The 16,299-nt window shown below is 65.9% G+C and carries 12 protein-coding genes; 5 read left to right on the forward strand and 7 right to left on the reverse strand.

All coding sequences use genetic code 11. The features are described from left to right. The first annotated feature begins 1 nt into the window (after position 1). Positions 2-1,084, forward strand: coding sequence for a nitronate monooxygenase (locus AB0323_RS08115; RefSeq protein WP_366176856.1), 1,083 nt, complete (start codon positions 2-4; stop codon positions 1,082-1,084). Here the strand turns inward: AB0323_RS08115 and cydD are convergent. The 3 genes from cydD to AB0323_RS08130 are packed head-to-tail and all read right to left on the reverse strand — an operon-like array spanning position 1,081 to position 7,238. Continuing rightward, positions 1,081-4,503 (reverse strand): thiol reductant ABC exporter subunit CydD, encoded by a 3,423-nt coding sequence (cydD, locus tag AB0323_RS08120; protein ID WP_366176857.1) that lies wholly within the window; start codon positions 4,501-4,503, stop codon positions 1,081-1,083. The two genes, AB0323_RS08115 and cydD, sit on opposite strands and share 4 nt — an antisense overlap. A 3-nt stretch (positions 4,504-4,506) precedes the next feature. Continuing rightward, positions 4,507-5,604: a cytochrome d ubiquinol oxidase subunit II gene (cydB, locus tag AB0323_RS08125; protein WP_366176858.1), complete on the reverse strand. Its 1,098-nt coding sequence runs from the start codon at positions 5,602-5,604 to the stop codon at positions 4,507-4,509. 20 nt (positions 5,605-5,624) lie between these two features. Next, the gene (locus AB0323_RS08130; RefSeq protein ID WP_366176859.1) at positions 5,625-7,238 is read right to left on the reverse strand and encodes a cytochrome ubiquinol oxidase subunit I; all 1,614 of its coding nucleotides are present in this window, start codon (positions 7,236-7,238) and stop codon (positions 5,625-5,627) included. Positions 7,239-7,522: 284 nt separating this feature from the next. Here AB0323_RS08130 and AB0323_RS08135 point away from each other — a divergent pair, with 284 nt between their 5' ends. Then, positions 7,523-7,909 carry a BlaI/MecI/CopY family transcriptional regulator gene (locus tag AB0323_RS08135; RefSeq protein ID WP_364538268.1) on the forward strand — a complete coding sequence of 129 codons (387 nt, stop codon included), beginning with the start codon at positions 7,523-7,525 and terminating at the stop codon, positions 7,907-7,909. A gap of 6 nt (positions 7,910-7,915) precedes the next feature. Then, a complete protein-coding gene (locus AB0323_RS08140) occupies positions 7,916-8,908 on the forward strand; it encodes a M56 family metallopeptidase (RefSeq protein WP_364538266.1) in 993 nt (330 codons plus the stop codon). Positions 8,909-9,006: 98 nt separating this feature from the next. Here AB0323_RS08140 and AB0323_RS08145 read toward each other — a convergent pair whose 3' ends face one another. Then, on the reverse strand, positions 9,007-11,115 hold the full coding sequence (locus AB0323_RS08145) for a DNA topoisomerase IV subunit B (RefSeq protein WP_366176860.1): 2,109 nt from the start codon (positions 11,113-11,115) through the stop codon (positions 9,007-9,009). Positions 11,116-11,337: 222 nt separating this feature from the next. Here AB0323_RS08145 and AB0323_RS08150 point away from each other — a divergent pair, with 222 nt between their 5' ends. Next, positions 11,338-11,559, forward strand: a complete 222-nt coding sequence (locus AB0323_RS08150; RefSeq protein ID WP_366176861.1) for a hypothetical protein — start codon at positions 11,338-11,340, stop codon at positions 11,557-11,559. A gap of 104 nt (positions 11,560-11,663) precedes the next feature. Here the strand turns inward: AB0323_RS08150 and AB0323_RS08155 are convergent, their stop codons facing one another. Together AB0323_RS08155 and AB0323_RS08160 are read right to left on the reverse strand one after the other, a co-directional pair. Continuing rightward, positions 11,664-12,290, reverse strand: a complete 627-nt coding sequence (locus AB0323_RS08155) for an FMN-binding negative transcriptional regulator (protein ID WP_366176862.1) — start codon at positions 12,288-12,290, stop codon at positions 11,664-11,666. Between the two features lie 47 nt (positions 12,291-12,337). Beyond that, entirely contained in the window at positions 12,338-13,276 is a 939-nt protein-coding gene (locus AB0323_RS08160) for a DMT family transporter (protein WP_366176863.1), read from the reverse strand. On the opposite strand from AB0323_RS08160, the gene AB0323_RS08165 reads away from it, so the two are divergent. Next, positions 13,275-14,687 (forward strand): PLP-dependent aminotransferase family protein, encoded by a 1,413-nt coding sequence (locus AB0323_RS08165; RefSeq protein WP_366176864.1) that lies wholly within the window; start codon positions 13,275-13,277, stop codon positions 14,685-14,687. The genes AB0323_RS08160 and AB0323_RS08165 overlap by 2 nt on opposite strands. An 80-nt stretch (positions 14,688-14,767) precedes the next feature. Here AB0323_RS08165 and AB0323_RS08170 read toward each other — a convergent pair whose 3' ends face one another. Next, positions 14,768-16,066, reverse strand: a complete 1,299-nt coding sequence (locus tag AB0323_RS08170) for an RNA polymerase sigma factor (protein ID WP_366176865.1) — start codon at positions 16,064-16,066, stop codon at positions 14,768-14,770. Positions 16,067-16,299 lie beyond the last annotated feature (233 nt).

Below are 16,299 nucleotides of genomic sequence, written 5' to 3' on the forward strand. Positions count from 1 at the left end.
GATGTCCTGGAAAGACACACGGGCCAGCCGCCTCTTCAAGATTGACCTGCCCATCGTCCTCGGTCCGTTCGGCGGCTTGTCCTCGGTGGAACTGTCGGCCACCGTCAGCGAGGCCGGCGGGCTCGGTTCGTACGGCCTCTACAGATACGATGCGGAGAGGATTGCCACGACGGCCCGCGAGCTCAGGGAGGCCACCGGGAAAGCTTTCGCACTGAATCTTTGGCTCCCCATCGAGGGTGAAGAGCCGCCAACCGTGGACGCCCGGCAGTTCGCCGCCTACGTGGACGTACTACGGCCGTATTTCGAGCTGGTGGGCGTGGAACCACCCGCGCAACCGGACACCTACCTGCCCGATCTGCAGGAACAGATTCAAGCGGCCATCGCTGCCCGCCCGACCGTGCTGAGTTTCGTCTTCGGGGTTCCGTCCGAAGCTGTCATCGAGGAGGCACACCGGAACGGCATCGTGGTGGTCGGTACTGCCACCACTGTTGACGAAGCCGTGGCCTTGGCTACCGGCGGCGTGGACGCCATCGTGGCCACGGGCATGGAGGCCGGCGGACACCGGGTTTCCTTCCTGCGGGCCCCGGAGGACTCGCTCGTCGGGACCATGGCCCTGGTACCCCAGGTGGTGGATGCCGTCCCGGTTCCAGTCATCGCCGCAGGCGGCATCGCAGACGGGCGCGGGGTCGCTGCCGCCTTGGCGCTCGGCGCGGACGCGGTGCAGATCGGTTCTGCCTTCCTGGCCACGCGCCAGTCAGCCATCAGTCCCGCGCACCTCGCCGCGATGCGCGGGCCCGACGCCGCCCGCACCGTCCTGACGCGCGCCCTCAGCGGCCGCTTGGCGCGCGGCATCCCCAACCGGATCATCGCCGAGCTCGCCGATCCTGCCACGTATGCCCCGTTCCCGATCCAGAACTGGCTGACGGGCAAGTTCCGGCCCGCCGCGGCAGCACAGGGAATACCGGACGTGATGTCCCTATGGGCAGGTCAGTCGACTCCGCTCATCCGGGAAGACGACGCGCGGAAGCTCGTGGACACCATTGTCGAATCGGTGGACGCCACCTTCGAACGGCTCCACGGCTAGTTTCCACGCACGAGCACCGGCAGCGCCGACGGCGAACCGAGATCCAAAAGGGAGTCTCCCCCGGCAATGTCGGCCGGATTGTGCGTCACCAGGACCACCGTGACGTCCTTCAGGCCGGCACGCAGCTCCGCCATCATGAGGCGGCCGGCCTCGGCGTCGAGATGGGCCGTCGGCTCGTCCAGGAGGAGGACAGCTGCGCCGGTGAGGAGCGTGCGGGCCATGGCGAGCCGTTGGCGTTCGCCGCCGCTCAGGAACGAACCCGAGGGGCCTATGCGACTGTCAAGACCCCCGGGAAGCCGGGATACCAATCCTGAAAGCCCGACGGCGCCCAAGGCCTGGTACATGTCCGCTTCGGAAGGCTTACGGCTAGCCGGGCGGGCGAGCAACAGATTGCCCCGGATAGTGGAGTCGAAGAGGTGGGCCTCCTGGGGACACCAAGCAGCATTTCTACTGACGTAGGCCCTCCCGGATGATGCCGGCAGGAAGCCAAGCAGCACGGAGAGCAACGTGGATTTCCCCGAGCCGGAGGGACCCGTGACCGCAAGCCAGCGCCCGGGGGCCGCTTCGGCGCTGAGCCCGCTGAACACGGGCGCGCCGCCGGGCCAGGAAGCCGCGAGTCCGTCCAGCTGCAGTCCCGCAGCGCCGTCGGGTCGCTTCGGCAGCCTCAGCACACCGCCGTCGGAATCTGCGGCGTCAAAGGCTCCTGACTGGGCGATCCGCAGCAGCACCGCGGCCAAAGCCGGACCCTGCCGCACGGCAGACACTACCGCCCCGTAGGGCTCCGCGAGCGCCAGCTGAACCAGGACGACGACGGCGAGCACAGCCGGCGCGACAGTTCCGGATTGCACCGACGGTGCCGCGAGAATGCCGGCGACAAGCGCTCCCAGGGTGCAGGCCAGCACGGTCAACCCCTGGCCGATGCCGTCAGCCCACGCGGAGCGCTGCGCGGCCGCAGTGGCTGAGTTGTCCCTCCGGGTCAGGGAGGACAGAACCGTTCCGGCCACGCCGTTTGCGCTGAGCTCCGCGCGGGCGTCGAGGGCTGCGGCAACGTCGCGCAGAACGAGTGAGCGCAGTTGCTGCTCTGAGCGGGCCGCGTTGCGGTCCGCCATCAGGGCAAGAAGAGGAGCCAGGACAAGGCCAACCACGGCGCTCGCGACAACCGCCGGCACAGTGGCGGGAACCAGCAGGGCCGAGGCGACCACGGCCGAGGCCGCGACGGCAAGCGCGGACAGGGGCGGCAGGACGACGCGCGGCAACACGTCCCGCAGGGTATCGACGTCGTCCACCACCGCTCCGAGGACATTGCCGCCCTGCAGGAGCCGGCGGAGTGACAGCGCCCGCGCGCTGAGCGCCGCCCAGAGCGCCCCCCGGAGCCTTGTCATCGCGGCGAAGACGGTGTCGTGCAGGACGAGCCGTTCGGAGTACCGCAGCACCGCCCTGCCAATGCCGAAGAATCGAACGCCCACGATGGCTCCGAGCAAGTACAGGATGGGCGGTTGTTCGCTGGCCCGGATGATGAGCCAGCCGGACAGCCCGGACAACGCCACGGCAAACAAGGCAGCGAGCGCCGCGAGCAGCACGGCACCGGCGAACTTGTAGCGGACGGGCGCCAGGATACGGGCCAGGGCCTTGAGCGTGGAGATGGTGGTGGTGGGGGGTTCGATTCCCCTGTCCGGTGTGTTGCCGGGATTCGCGTCGTGCTGGCGCGGAGCCGGCACAGTTGCGGCGGATTCCCGGCCCAAGGGCCCGGTTCGCTCCTGCGCCATCCCGCCGTCGACCATCCCGCTGTCGACTGTCCCGCCGTCGACTTTAACGATGTTGTCCGCCAGTTTCCGGGTCGCGGCGTCGTGGGCCACCATGATGACAGTCGCGGCCCCTCGCAGCCCGGCGATGGCCGAACGGATCGCGTCCGCGGATGCGGCGTCGAGGTGCGCGGTGGGTTCGTCGAGCAGCAGGACGGCGGCTCCCGCGTTGAGCCGCGCCAAGCCGCGGGCCACGGCCACCCGCCGTACCTCGCCGGGGCTCAACTCGGAAGGATGTTTGAACGCGAGGTGCTCCGCGGCAGACTGCTCCAGGCAACGCATGGCCCTCGCAATGTCCGCTTCCGGCGTGGACCCAGGGTCCAACGACGCGACGTCCTGGCTGCCGCCGTTCAGGTAAATGACGACCTCGTCCAGCACCGTTCCGGCCACCATGACCGGATGCTGCGGTACCCAAGCCACGGTGCCGGCGCCCAGTCCGTTTACGGAACCTTCAATGGTTGCCAGCGGACCGTCGCCGATCGTTCCGGCGAGGACGCCCAGGATGGTGCTCTTGCCCGAACCGCTCCGGCCGTCAAGGGCGGTGATCTGTCCCGCCGGCGCCTTGAAGTCGATGGGCCCGACGGCGGCGGCCACCCTTCCCGGATACCTCACCGTCAGTCCGGTGACCACGACGGCGGCGGACTCTTCGGTGCCGGAACAACTGCTCAGCGGACGGCCCGCCGGCGACTCCAGCACGGCGTTGGCTGCGGCCAAGGCCTCGCGCCCGTCGTCGCTGGCGTGGTGGGCTGTGCCCAGCTCGCGCAGGGGAAGATAGCAATCGGGGGCGAGGATGAGGGCCAGCAGGCCTGCTTCCAGTCCCATGTCGCCCGCCACCAGCCGCACGCCGATGAAGACGGCCACAACCGCGACGGAAATGGTGGCTATCAGTTCCAGGGCGAGCGCGGACAAGAAGGCAGTACGCAGTGTTCCCATGGTGCGCGAGCGGTATTCCTCGGAGAGGTCCTCAAGGGCGGCGCGCTGTTCGCCCGCGCGGCCCAGTCCCACCAGCACGGGAAGTCCCTTGGCCAACTCCAGGATGTGTCCCGAGAGCCTCCGCAGCGCGGATTGGGCTTCGTGGACCCGGTCCTCGGTGTGGCGGCCGATCAGCACCATGAACAGCGGGACCAGCGGCAAGGTCAGCACCACAACCACGGCGCTGACCCAATCCGCGAAGAGGATCCGCGCGCCAAGGAGCAGGGGCAACGCTGCACAATTGACCAAAGCGGGCAGGAACTGGGTGTAGTAGTTGTCCAGTGCATCAAGTCCGCGGGTCGCGAGCACGGCGAGCCCGCCGTCGTTCACTTCGCCGACCCGTCCCGCAGCCCCGGCGCCGAGGGCACGCCCCAGCAGCCTGGACCTCAGCTCTTCCTTGACCCCAAGGGCCGCCCGGCGCGCCGCGACGCCCTGTCCCCAGACCGTCAGCGACCGCAGGACCGCACCGGCGGCGCCCCAGAGGAGTCCTTCGCGCCACCCCATGCCGCCCGCTGCAAGTCCGGACAGCATTCCCGCGATGGCCTGCGCAATCAGAACCAGGGACAAGGCCTTGAGTGAGGACAGCAGGCCAAGGACGTACAAGGCGGATCGGGTGGCAGGTCCGGCGGGCAGCTGGGGCTTCATCCGTTACTCGCCGGCGTCGTGGGATGCGTTTTTGGCGGCTGGTCCGCCCGGCGCCGCATGGCCGGCCAGGACCTTGGCCGCGATGGCCGGGAGGAAGCCATGTGCGGCGGGAATATGTGCCGCGCTCACGCGGCGGCGGAACACCCAGTAGGTCCAGGCCTGGTAAGCGATGACAAGGGGCAAGCCGACGGCGGCAACGATGCTCATCAGCCCCAGGGTGTAGGCGGAGGACGAGGCGTTGGAAATGGTGAGGTTGAAGGCGGGGTTCAGGGTGGAAGGGATGACCACGGGGAACGCGGCACCGAAAATGGACGCAGTGGCACACACCAGGAACGCACCCAGGGCTCCGAAGGCCTTGCCCTCGGCCCCCTTGCGGGCGAGTACCCAGGCCCCTGCAGCTGCGAGGACTCCGAGGACCACCAGGATCCACGTCAGCGGTTTGCCGTTGAGGAGCTGTACGGCCACCATCCACGCAAGCAGCGGAAGCAACGCGAGCGGTGCGAGCCGCACAAACCAGCGGCGCGCGCGGTGGCGCACTTCGCCGTCGGTCTTCAGGGCCAGGAACGCCAGGGCATGTACCAGCGCGAACGCGACGACGGCGAATCCGCCCAGTACGGCGTATCCGCTGAACCAGGCAAAGGGGCCGCCCTCGCGGTCGCCGTTCGCGTCGATCGGCAGCCCGGTGGTGGTCAACGCCAGCGCGGCGCCGATGCCGAACGCGGCAACGAACGAGCCCAAGGCAATAGCCCAGTCCCAGGCGGTCCGCCAGCGCGGGCTGTCCACTTTGCCCCGGTACTCGAAAGCCACGGCCCGGAAGATCAGGGCCACCAGGACAATCAGGAGCGGCAGGTAGAGCGCCGAAAACAGCGAGGCGTACCACAGCGGGAAGGCGGCGAAGGTGGCACCGGCCGCAGTCAGGAGCCAGACTTCGTTCCCGTCCCACACCGGTCCGATCGTGTTCAGCAGCACCCGGCGGTCGGTGTTGTTCCGGGCGAAGAGCTTCATGAGCATTCCGACACCCAGGTCGAAGCCCTCCAGGAAGAGGTATCCCGTCCACAGCACGGCGATGGCCACGAACCAGACGGTAGGCAACAGTTCCATTCGAAAGATTCCTCTGCTTCCTAGTAGGCGAATGCCAGGACGTCGTCGCTGTCGCCGGGTTGGCCCGGGGCGCCCGGGGTCCCGCCGTCGTCGTCCTTCTTTTCCTTCTTTTCGCTCCCGCGAGCCTCGGCGAGCTCCGGCATCGCGGACGCCACGCCACCCCGGGCGTATTTGACCAGGAGCCGGACTTCGACCACCAGCAGGACCGCGTAGATGGAGGCCAACGCGACGAGCGAGGTGATCAGCTCGGCGGCGGAGACACCTGGTGAGACGGCCGCGGCGGTGAACATGAACACTTGGTCGACGCCGCTGGCGTCCGGATTGGGCGCGACGACGAACGGTTGGCGGCCCATTTCGGTGAAGATCCAGCCGGCGGCGTTGGCCCCGAAGGGAGCCAGGATGCCGAACACCGCCAGGCGCATGATCCAGCGGGATTGCGGGACCATGCCCTTGCGTGTGACCCAGAGGGCAAGCAATGCGGCAAGAGCGGCGATCCCGCCGAAGCCGATCATCATGCGGAAGCCCCAGTAGGTCACTTCCATGACGGGTACGTACTGGATTTGCTGGCCTGCCCGGTCGCCGTACAGGGGATTGCTCGGCAGGTGGGTGCCGTACTTGGCCTGGTATTCGTCGAGGAGGCTGTTGACGCCCTTCACTTCCGTGTTGAAATCGCCCTTGGCTAGGAAGGAAAGGATGCCGGGGACCTCGATCACGGCCACGATGTCGTTGCAGTTCTTGGACCCGAGGTTGCCGATGCTCAGCACGGAAAAGCCCGTACCGTCGTGGCAGGCGGCTTCGGCCGCGGCCATCTTCATGGGCTGTTGTTCGAACATCAGCTTGCCCTGCAAATCGCCGGTAATGGCGGTGCCGGCGAAAGAGATCATGGCGACGACGGCGCCGATCCGCAGCGAGTTGATCCACACCTTGTAGTCGGCCTTGTCCCGTCCGGGAATGTCGGCTTCGCCCGCGATGGCCCGGCCGTCCGCTCCGACGGTGTCAATGCCGTCGTGGCGGCGGCGCCAGAGGTGGTACCAGGCGATGCCCAGGAGGAACGCACCGGCGACGGCGAGCGCACCGAAGAGCGTGTGAGGGACGGCCACCATGGCGGTGTTGTTGGTGAAGACTGCCCAGGCGTCGGTCATGACGGGACGCCCGTTGACCATCGTGACGCCGACAGGGTGCTGCATCCAGGAGTTGGCCACGATGATGAAGTAGGCCGAGAAGACCGAGCCGATCACGGCGATCCAGAGGCACGCGAGGTGGACGCCACGCTTGAGTTGCTTCCAGCCGAAGATCCATAGCCCCAGGAAGGTCGATTCCACAAAGAACGCCAGAAGCGCTTCCAGGGCCAGGGGCGCACCGAAGACGTCGCCGACGAATCGGCTGTATTCGCTCCACGCCATGCCGAACTGGAATTCCTGCACGATACCCGTGGCCACGCCCATGATGAAGTTGATGAGGAAGAGCTTGCCCCAGAACTTGGTCATCCGCAGGTATTCAACTTTGCCCGTGCGGTACCAGAGGGTCTGGATGACGGCCACGACAAGCCCCAGCCCGATGGTCAGCGGCACCATCATGAAGTGGTAGACCGTGGTGATTCCAAATTGCCAGCGTGCGATTTCCAAGGCGTCCATGGCTGTCCTTTTTATCCGGCATTGTCCCGACGCCCGCTTGCGGCGCCTTTCTTCTACGTTGCGTAGAACTGACTTCTTCTACACAGTGTAGAACAAACCCCCCGGGATCTGCTCACCACTCTTCCAGTGGCGTAACAGTGCCGCAAGGACACGCCACGCCGCATGTTCTACCTCACGTAGAATCGCGGGCCAAAAAACGGTAGATTGAGGGTGGAATGTTGGATTATCGCGCTCCTTCAGCCTGGGAAACGGGGCGGGGAAGCGCGGAAAGTAGGGATGCATTGATGGCAAGTCTTGGCGAACTGGAACGGGCGGTCATGGATCTCCTCTGGGCAGGCCAGGAAGCTGCAACAGCCAACAAGCTTCGTGACCTGCTGGCGCAGGATTCTGCCGCCTCGGATGGCATTGCAGGACACCAAGGCAAGGACCTCGCAGTCACCACGGTCCTGACGGTCTTGTCCCGCCTTGAGAAGAAGGGCCTCGTGGAGCGCGAACGCGGCACCCGCCCGCACCGCTACCAGGCCGTTTCGAGCCGCGCGGACCACACGGCGGACCTCATGCACGAGGCCCTGGGTTCCGCCCCGGACCGCGAAGCCGTGCTGGCCCGGTTCATCGGTTCCGTGAGCGAGAGTGAAGCTGCCACGCTGCGCAAGCTGCTCGGCGAAAACTAAGCACCCGTGTTCTGGACCTCATATTTTCTGGCGGTCCTTTCTTTGGTGCTGGCATGGCCGGTTCCCGTCCTTTTGTCGCGCGCTGAGTGGCCGGCGCGCGCGCCTTTCATGGCCATGGTCCTATGGCAAGCCATCGCACTCGCCGGTGGCCTCTCGATGATCGGGGCCATGCTGGTCTACGGGCTTGAGCCCATCGGCGACAACCTCATTGCCGGCCTGCGTTCCTTGGCCGGCATGGTGCTTCACAACGAGCCCACCACGGCGTTGGGCTTCTGGCACTTGTTCGCCTTGTCCGCCGCGGCGCTCCTGAGCGCCCATCTCGTGTTCACCCTGCTGCTTACCTACGTCAAGATCGAGCGGCAGCGGCGGAGGCACCGCGAGCTCCTCGCGCTTCTGGCCTCGCCGTCCGCCGACGGCCCAGGGACCGTGGTCATCAACCACGATTCCCCCGTGGCGTACTGCCTGCCCGGCGGCGCCCGGTCAGTGACCGTCCTGTCCGACGGCCTGATGGCCGCCCTGGAGCCTGCCGAGCTGCGGGCCGTCCTCATCCACGAAAATGCCCATCTCTCGCAACGCCACGACCTCCTCTTGTGGGCCTTCGCGGCATGGCGCCAGGCACTGCCCTGGTTCCCCACCACGCGACTGGCCCAGGTTGCGGTCAACTCCCTGATCGAAATGCTCGCCGACGATGTGGCCTTGCGCACCGAGAGCAAGGGAACGCTCATCAAGGCGATCGCGATCGTGGCCAGCGGCTCCGCCCGCCCCGTGGAGCAATTCGCGCTCCCCCGGACAAGCGATCCGGACGCTTCCCCCGAAAGCAGCTCCTTGAGCGGCACCGGCGGTGCCGATTCACCGCGTACGACGGCGTCGCGCGTCAGCCGGCTGCTCTCACCCAAGCCGCCGCTCCCGGCAGCTCAGCGCGCTTTGGTGCTCGCGGCGTCGGCCATGTTGCTCGCAGTGCCGACAGGCTTGCTGATCGTACCGGGTTTGCTGGGCTGATCCAGGCCACCGGACATGTCCGGCCGCCGGAGAACGCAGTGGACATATTCGGACTATGTCCACTCCACGCTGCCGGGACGGGACATGCCCACCCGAAATCAGGCGTCGATGCGTTCGCGGTCCAGGTCCGCGGCCCCGGCAATAATGAAGTCCTTGCGCGGGGCGACGTCCGATCCCATCAGGAGGTCAAAGGTGTCCTCCGCCATTTTGGCGTTCTCAATCCCCACCTTGCGGAGGGTGCGGTGGCGCGGATCCATCGTGGTCTCGGCGAGCTGCTCGGCGTCCATCTCACCCAGGCCCTTGTAGCGCTGGATCGGCTCCTTGTAGCGCTTGCCTTCCTTGGCGAGCCTGGCCAGCAGGACGTGCAGCTCAGCCTCCGAGTACGTGTAGATCATCTCGTTGGCCTTCTGGCCGGCGTTGATGACTTCCACCCGGTGCAACGGCGGTACCGCAGCGTACACCCGGCCCTCGTCGATCATGGGGCGCATGTACCGGAAGAACAGGGTGAGGAGCAGTGTGCGGATGTGGGCGCCGTCGACGTCCGCATCGGTCATCAGGATCACCTTGCCGTAACGGGCGGCGTCGATGTCGAAGCTCCTGCCCGAGCCGGCACCCACTACCTGGATGAGGGCTGCGCACTCCGCGTTGGAGAGCATGTCCCCCACCGAGGCCTTCTGCACGTTGAGGATCTTGCCGCGGATCGGCAGCAGCGCCTGGAAGTCCGAGGACCGCGCCAGCTTGGCAGTGCCGAGCGCGGAGTCACCTTCCACGATGAACAGCTCCGAGCGTCCAACATCGTCCGTGCGGCAATCTGCCAGCTTGGTGGGCATCGACGACGTCTCCAGCGCATTCTTCCGGCGTTGCGTTTCCTTGTGGACGCGGGCCGAGATGCGGGACTTCATCTCGCTGACGATCTTCTCGAGCAGGAGTGCGGACTGGGCCTTGTCGTTGCGGTTCGCCGAGTTCAGGCGCGCCGTGATCTCTTCCTCGACCACCTTGGCAACGATCGCCCTGACGGCTGAAGTGCCCAGGATTTCCTTGGTCTGGCCCTCGAATTGCGGCTCTGCCAAGCGGACCGTCAGCACTGCTGTCAGGCCGGCAAGGATGTCGTCCTTCTCAATCTTGTCGTTGCCCGCCTTGAGCTTGCGTGCGTTCGTTTCGACGGCCTTGCGGAAGGTCTTCAGGAGTGCTTGTTCGAAGCCTGCCTGGTGCGTGCCGCCCTTGGGCGTAGCGATGATGTTGACGAAGCTCCGCATGGTGGTTTCGTAGCCGATCCCCCAGCGCAGCGCGATGTCCACTTCACAGTCGCGTTCCACTTCGGCGATCTTGCTGTGCCCGTTTTCGTCAAGGACCGGAACGGTTTCCTTGAACTTGCCCGCACCGTGGAGCCGCCAGACATCAGTGACGCCCGAATCCGCGGCGAGGAACTCGACGAACTCGGAAATGCCGCCGTCGTGATGGAAGACCTCCTGGTGCGGCCCGTTTTCGCCGGGGGTACCCGGGAGCCGGCGCTCGTCGCGGACCGTGAGCTTGAGGCCCGGAACCAGGAAAGACGTTTGGCGGGCGCGCGCCGCAAGATCCTCGTAGGCGAACTTCGCGTCCGGGGTGAAGATCTGCCGGTCTGCCCAGTAGCGGATCCGGGTACCGGTGACACCCCGCTTGGCCTTGCCCACGACGTCGAGCACCGAGTTCTCGATGAACGGTTCGAAGACCGACGTCGGGCTGGGCTTCGAGCCCGTGTCCTTGAATCGTCCGGGCTCGCCGCGGCGGAAAGACATCTGGTACGTCTTGCCGCCGCGGTCCACCTGCACGTCAAGGCGGGCAGAGAGCGCATTCACGACGGACGCGCCGACGCCGTGCAGACCGCCGGACGCCGTGTAGGAGCCGCCACCGAACTTTCCGCCTGCATGCAGCTTGGTAAAGACGACTTCGACGCCGGTGAGCCCGGTCTTGGGTTCCAGGTCCACGGGGATGCCGCGGCCGTCGTCGTGGATTTCCACCGAATTGTCCGCGTGCAGGATGATCTGGATGTCATGCCCGAAGCCCGCCAGCGCTTCGTCCACGGAGTTGTCGATGATCTCCCACAAGCAGTGCATGAGGCCGCGCGAGTCGGTGGAGCCGATGTACATGCCCGGACGCTTGCGGACCGCCTCCAGGCCTTCCAGGACGGAAAGGTGCCGGGCGTTGTATTCAGAACTCGGTGCCACGGGCGGGGCGCTCCTTCGGGGGTGTAACAGAGGCAAAAAACACTTCTCCTAGGCTAGCCGCCCCGGAGCCAGGACGAGAGCTGCCACTCCCAATCGTGCTGGACGCCACTTCCCGGTGTTACGCACATGTGATACGCGGACAGCGAACGTGACCCATCCTTGCCATGGTTTTGCCTCGAATGCTGGTTATATGGATACACAGAACTACTAAGGAGGCCGAACATGACAACAGCAGTTGCAGACCGCACACTCAATGCACTCGACCGGTGCGACCGTTGCGGGGCCCAGGCATATGTCCGCGTTGTACTCGAGTCCTCCGGCGGTGAGCTGCTCTTCTGCGGCCACCACGCACGTGCAGTAGAGGCCACGCTGCGGCCGCTGACCTCGGACTGGCATGACGAGACGGCCCGCCTTCAGGAGAAGGAACCCGTCCTCGCCGACTAGCCATCAGGGGCCGGCCCCAGCGCCAGCCCGGCTGACATAATTTCACAGAGAGACAGCGGCCCCCTCCGGACGGAGGGGGCCGCTGCGTTAACTTCCCTGCTGCGTTAACTTCCCTTCCTGGCCCGGGCCACGTCGGCAGCAATCTCCTTGTACCCTTGGGCATCAAGGGCGGCCACGACCCCGTCGATGTCCTTGGCGGGCCGGTTCTGGCTCAGTTTGGCCTTCGCTTCGATACGGGTAATGACCAGCTCGATGCCGACGATCGCACGCAACTGGCCGGAGACGTAGCGCTCCGGCGCGTCATCCACGGACCACGGTCGCTCGGAGCGGGCTTCGTTGAGGTTGGTCAGCTGCCTGACATGGTTGCCGAGCCACGCGGCATCGTCATGGACGGCAAGCGTGCCGTAGACATGGGCTGTGGAGTAGTTCCACGTCGGGACGACGCGTCCATGCTCTGCCTTCGACGCGTACCAGGAGGGCGAGATGTAGGCGTCCGCGCCCTGGATGATCGCAAGTGATTCTCCGATCGCCGGCTCGGACCATTGGGAGTTGGTCCGGGCGAGGTGTCCGTGGAGCGCGCCGTGTTCGCCGATCGAGGGATCGTAGATGAGCGGCAGGAGGGTCACGAGCAGGCCCTGCGACGTCATGGTGACCAGATTCGCTGCACTTGGCCGGGTCAGGAGGTCGTGGACGAGGTCAGGACCGGCCTCGAAATGCGCTGGGATGTACATGGTTCCATTCTTCCTATCTTGGGACGGGCGAACTGTTCTGTTGGTCTTCAGCGATGCTGTTCCGGCCGCGGATTGAGCCGGACCCGGACGGCGACGCCGGCGCAGGCGACGACGGCCAGCCCGCCCACAATCGTGGCCCAGCCCAGGGATTCGCCCAGCAGCACAGCTGCCCAGCAGATACTCAGCACGGGCTGGATGAGTTGTACCTGGCTGACTTTGGCCATGGGCCCAACGGCGAGGCCCCGATACCAGGCGAAGAAGCCGAAGAACATGCTGATGACTCCGAGATATGCAAAAGCAGCCCACTGGCCCGGTGAGGCTGACGGCGGCTGCTGGGCCATGGAGAGGGCGGCCAGGCCGGCCATCAACGGCAATGCCAGGACGAGCGCCCAGGATACGGTCTGCCATGCGCCGAGTTCGCGGGCGAGCAGTCCGCCTTCCGCGTAACCGATGGCCGCTGCGACGACGGCGCCGAGGAGCAGCACATCCGCCCAGTTCAGCTGCCCTAGCCCGCCTGATTGTGCGAAAGCGAACGCAATGGCCGCAACAGCGCCCACGGCCGTCACGAGCCAGAAGGCGACGGGCGGATGCTCGCGTCCGCGGAGTACTGCGGCGGTTGCCGTTGCTGCCGGCAAGAGGGCGATCACGACGGCACCGTGGCTGGCTGGCGCCGTCGTGAGTGCGAACGAGGTGAGCAAGGGGAATCCGACAACAATCCCGGCGGCAACCACGGCAAGGCGCGCCCATTGCCTGCCTCGAGGAAGCCGCTGCCTGGTGAGCGAGAGGGCCGATGCCGCGAGCATCGACGCGACGACGGCACGGCCGGAGCCGATGAACAAGGGCGACAGGCCACCAACCGCCACCCGGGTGAACGGAACAGTGAACGAGAACGCCGCTACTCCCAGGAGGCCCCACCAAAGGCCCGTTGCGGGACGGGACAGTATCACTGGGCGATTAATCGTAGTAGCGCTACTATTGTCTCTCATGAACAACGATAGCAGTTCCAGGATTGCGATGCGACTGCGGGAATGGATCGCCGGGGCCGCGCCGGGATCCCGGCTGCCGTCCACCCGGTCACTGGTTGCCGACTACCAGGCCAGCCCCGTGACGGTGCAGAAAGCCTTGCAAGCACTCACCTCGCAGGGCTTGATCGAGAGCCGGCCCGGCGTCGGCACCTTCGTGCGGGCGGTCCGGACAGCACGCCCCTCGGATTACGGTTGGCAAACTGCGGCACTGCGCGCACCGCAAGCGCCTCCGCGCTCAGCCTCCACCACGATGCGGGACACGTCGAACGCAACTATTGCCTTCCACTCCGGATACCCGGACCGGGAACTCCTGCCGGAGCGGCTTGTGCGGGCCGCCCTCGCCCGCGCGGCGCGCGGCGACGCTGCTTTGTCCCGGCCTCCGGCGGCGGGCCTTCCCGAGTTGCAGTCCTGGTTCGCGCACGAACTCGGCAGCGCGACGCATGCCGGGCTCACCCCGCCAACACCGAGCGACGTCATCGTGCTGCCTGGAAGCCAAGGCGGCCTCAGCTCCATCTTCACTGCATTGGTGGGCCACGGGCAGCCGCTGCTCATGGAATCTCCGAGCTACTGGGGAGCCATCCTTGCCGCGACGCAAGCAGGAGTCCGCATCGTCCCGGTGCCCAGCGGAGCCGATGGGCCGGAGCCCGAGGAATTGGCCAGGGCCTTTGAGGATACGGGCGCACGGTTGTTCTACGCCCAACCGAACTTTGCCAACCCCACAGGAGCGCAATGGTCCAGCCGTCGGGGCGAAGAAGTCCTGGACGTCGTCCGACAGTACGGCGCGTTCCTCGTCGAGGACGACTGGGCCCACGACTTCGGCATCACGTCGACGGCGGTACCCCTTGCCGCCCGTGACGACTCCGGCCACGTGGTCTATCTGCGCTCCCTCACGAAAAGCGTTTCACCGGCCATCCGCGTTGCCGCCGTCATCGCCCGCGGTCCCGCCCGCGAACGCATTCTTTCGGACCGCGCGGCGGAGTCGATGTACGTCAGCGGATTGCTGCAGGCCGCGGCACTCGATGTCGTCACCCAGCCGGCCTGGCAGACGCATCTGCGCAGCCTCCGCCATCAGCTCCAGTCACGCCGCGACCTCCTTGTCTCAAGCCTGCGCGAGCACGCCCCCCGGGCCCATCTCAGCCTTATCCCGAAGGGAGGACTGAATCTCTGGGCACGCCTGCCCGACGGGACGGACCTCGAAGGTCTGACCCGTGAGTGCGAGGGTGCCGGGGTAATGATCGCGGTCGGTACGGAATGGTTCCCGGCCGAACCGGCGGGACCGTTCATCCGGCTCAACTTCGCAGGACCCAACCCCTCCGCCTTCCCGGAGGGCGCCCGCATCCTCGGCAAAGCACTCGAACGGAACAGCCCCTAGATGCAAGAAGTGGACCCCCGGAACATCCGGGGGTCCACTTCTTGACGGGCTGTGCCGGTTAAAGCATGGCGTCCGTTGCTTTAGTCAAGGTAGTCGCGCAGAACCTGCGACCGCGAGGGGTGGCGCAGCTTGGACATCGTCTTCGATTCGATCTGACGAATGCGTTCGCGGGTGACTCCATAGACCTTGCCGATTTCGTCTAAAGTCTTCGGCTGGCCATCGGTAAGGCCGAAACGCATCGCGACGACGCCTGCTTCACGCTCGGACAGGGTATCGAGCACCGAGTGCAACTGCTCCTGGAGAAGGGTGAAGCTCACAGCGTCCGCCGGCACAACGGCTTCGGAGTCCTCGATGAGGTCACCGAATTCTGAATCGCCGTCTTCGCCAAGCGGGGTGTGCAGCGAGATGGGCTCGCGGCCGTACTTCTGGACTTCAACGACCTTCTCGGGGGTCATGTCCAGTTCGAGGGCCAGTTCCTCAGGCGTAGGTTCACGACCAAGGTCCTGCAGCATTTGGCGCTGGACGCGGGCCAGCTTGTTGATGACTTCCACCATGTGCACGGGGATGCGGATGGTTCGAGCCTGGTCGGCCATGGCGCGGGTGATGGCCTGGCGGATCCACCAGGTGGCGTAGGTGGAGAACTTGAAGCCCTTGGTGTAGTCGAACTTCTCCACTGCACGGATCAGGCCCAGGTTGCCTTCCTGGATGAGGTCCAGGAACAGCATGCCACGGCCGGTGTAGCGCTTGGCCAAGGAGACAACGAGGCGCAGGTTGGCCTCGAGGAGGTGGTTCTTGGCCCTCTTGCCGTCGTGGATGATGAACTCGAGCTCACGCTTGAGCTTCGGATCCATGGAGCCGTCGTCGGCGTTGATCTTCTCTTCGGCGAAGAGGCCGGCTTCAATACGGAGCGCAAGGTCGACTTCCTGCTCCGCGTTCAGCAGGGCAACCTTGCCGATCTGCTTCAGATAGTCCTTGACGGGGTCGGCCGTGGCACCGGCTGACATGACCTGCTGGACAGGTGCATCGTCGTCGTCGGCATCCGAGTAAACGAAGCCGGAACCTGTCGCGGCAGGCTTCTTGCCCTCTTCGCCTTCTTCGAGTTCCTCCGTGAGCTCTGCTTCGTCGGGAACCACGGCGTCAAAATCCTCGGCTTCTTCCTCGGAGTCCTCGTCGGTGCCGGCGGACTTGTTGGCTGCTTCGGCAGCGGCCTTGGCGCCGGGCTTGGGCCCGCGCTTCTTGGGTGCCGGCTTCTCTGCACCTGCAGTCGAAGCACTGGCAGCACGCGTTGCCGCACGCTTCGCAGCTGTAGCCGCCTTCTTTTCTTCGGCGGACAGTTCGGCCAGGGCGGCGGGTTCCTTCTCGGCGGAAGACGGGGTCACAGAAAACCTTTCTAGCGGCGGTCTGTGGAATCACCATGGGGGCAACACCACTATGACCCTGTCAAGTCCGCGATCAACATCAAGTGCCATCGCCGACTGCAGAGTCTTTAGGTAAAACTCCCGACGGCGCCTTAATGTTCCCTTGGTTCAGGGGACGTTTACGGCACTTGAAACACGGACCCAACCGGGTCTCGGCAACCATTGTCTCACGGTTTTGGATTCCGGGGGGTCGA

The organism is Arthrobacter sp. NPDC080031, assembly GCF_040702485.1.
Lineage (GTDB): Bacteria > Actinomycetota > Actinomycetes > Actinomycetales > Micrococcaceae > Arthrobacter.

Coding starts and splice junctions, on each gene's coding strand:
- AB0323_RS08150 (WP_366176861.1), top strand. CDS start 11,338: ATGACAACAGCAGTTGCAGACCGCACACTCAATGCACTCGACCGGTGC.
- AB0323_RS08155 (WP_366176862.1), bottom strand. CDS start 12,290: ATGTACATCCCAGCGCATTTCGAGGCCGGTCCTGACCTCGTCCACGAC.
- AB0323_RS08135 (WP_364538268.1), top strand. CDS start 7,523: ATGGCAAGTCTTGGCGAACTGGAACGGGCGGTCATGGATCTCCTCTGG.
- AB0323_RS08115 (WP_366176856.1), top strand. CDS start 2: ATGTCCTGGAAAGACACACGGGCCAGCCGCCTCTTCAAGATTGACCTG.
- cydD (WP_366176857.1), bottom strand. CDS start 4,503: ATGAAGCCCCAGCTGCCCGCCGGACCTGCCACCCGATCCGCCTTGTAC.
- cydB (WP_366176858.1), bottom strand. CDS start 5,604: ATGGAACTGTTGCCTACCGTCTGGTTCGTGGCCATCGCCGTGCTGTGG.
- AB0323_RS08130 (WP_366176859.1), bottom strand. CDS start 7,238: ATGGACGCCTTGGAAATCGCACGCTGGCAATTTGGAATCACCACGGTC.
- AB0323_RS08165 (WP_366176864.1), top strand. CDS start 13,275: ATGAACAACGATAGCAGTTCCAGGATTGCGATGCGACTGCGGGAATGG.
- AB0323_RS08160 (WP_366176863.1), bottom strand. CDS start 13,276: ATGAGAGACAATAGTAGCGCTACTACGATTAATCGCCCAGTGATACTG.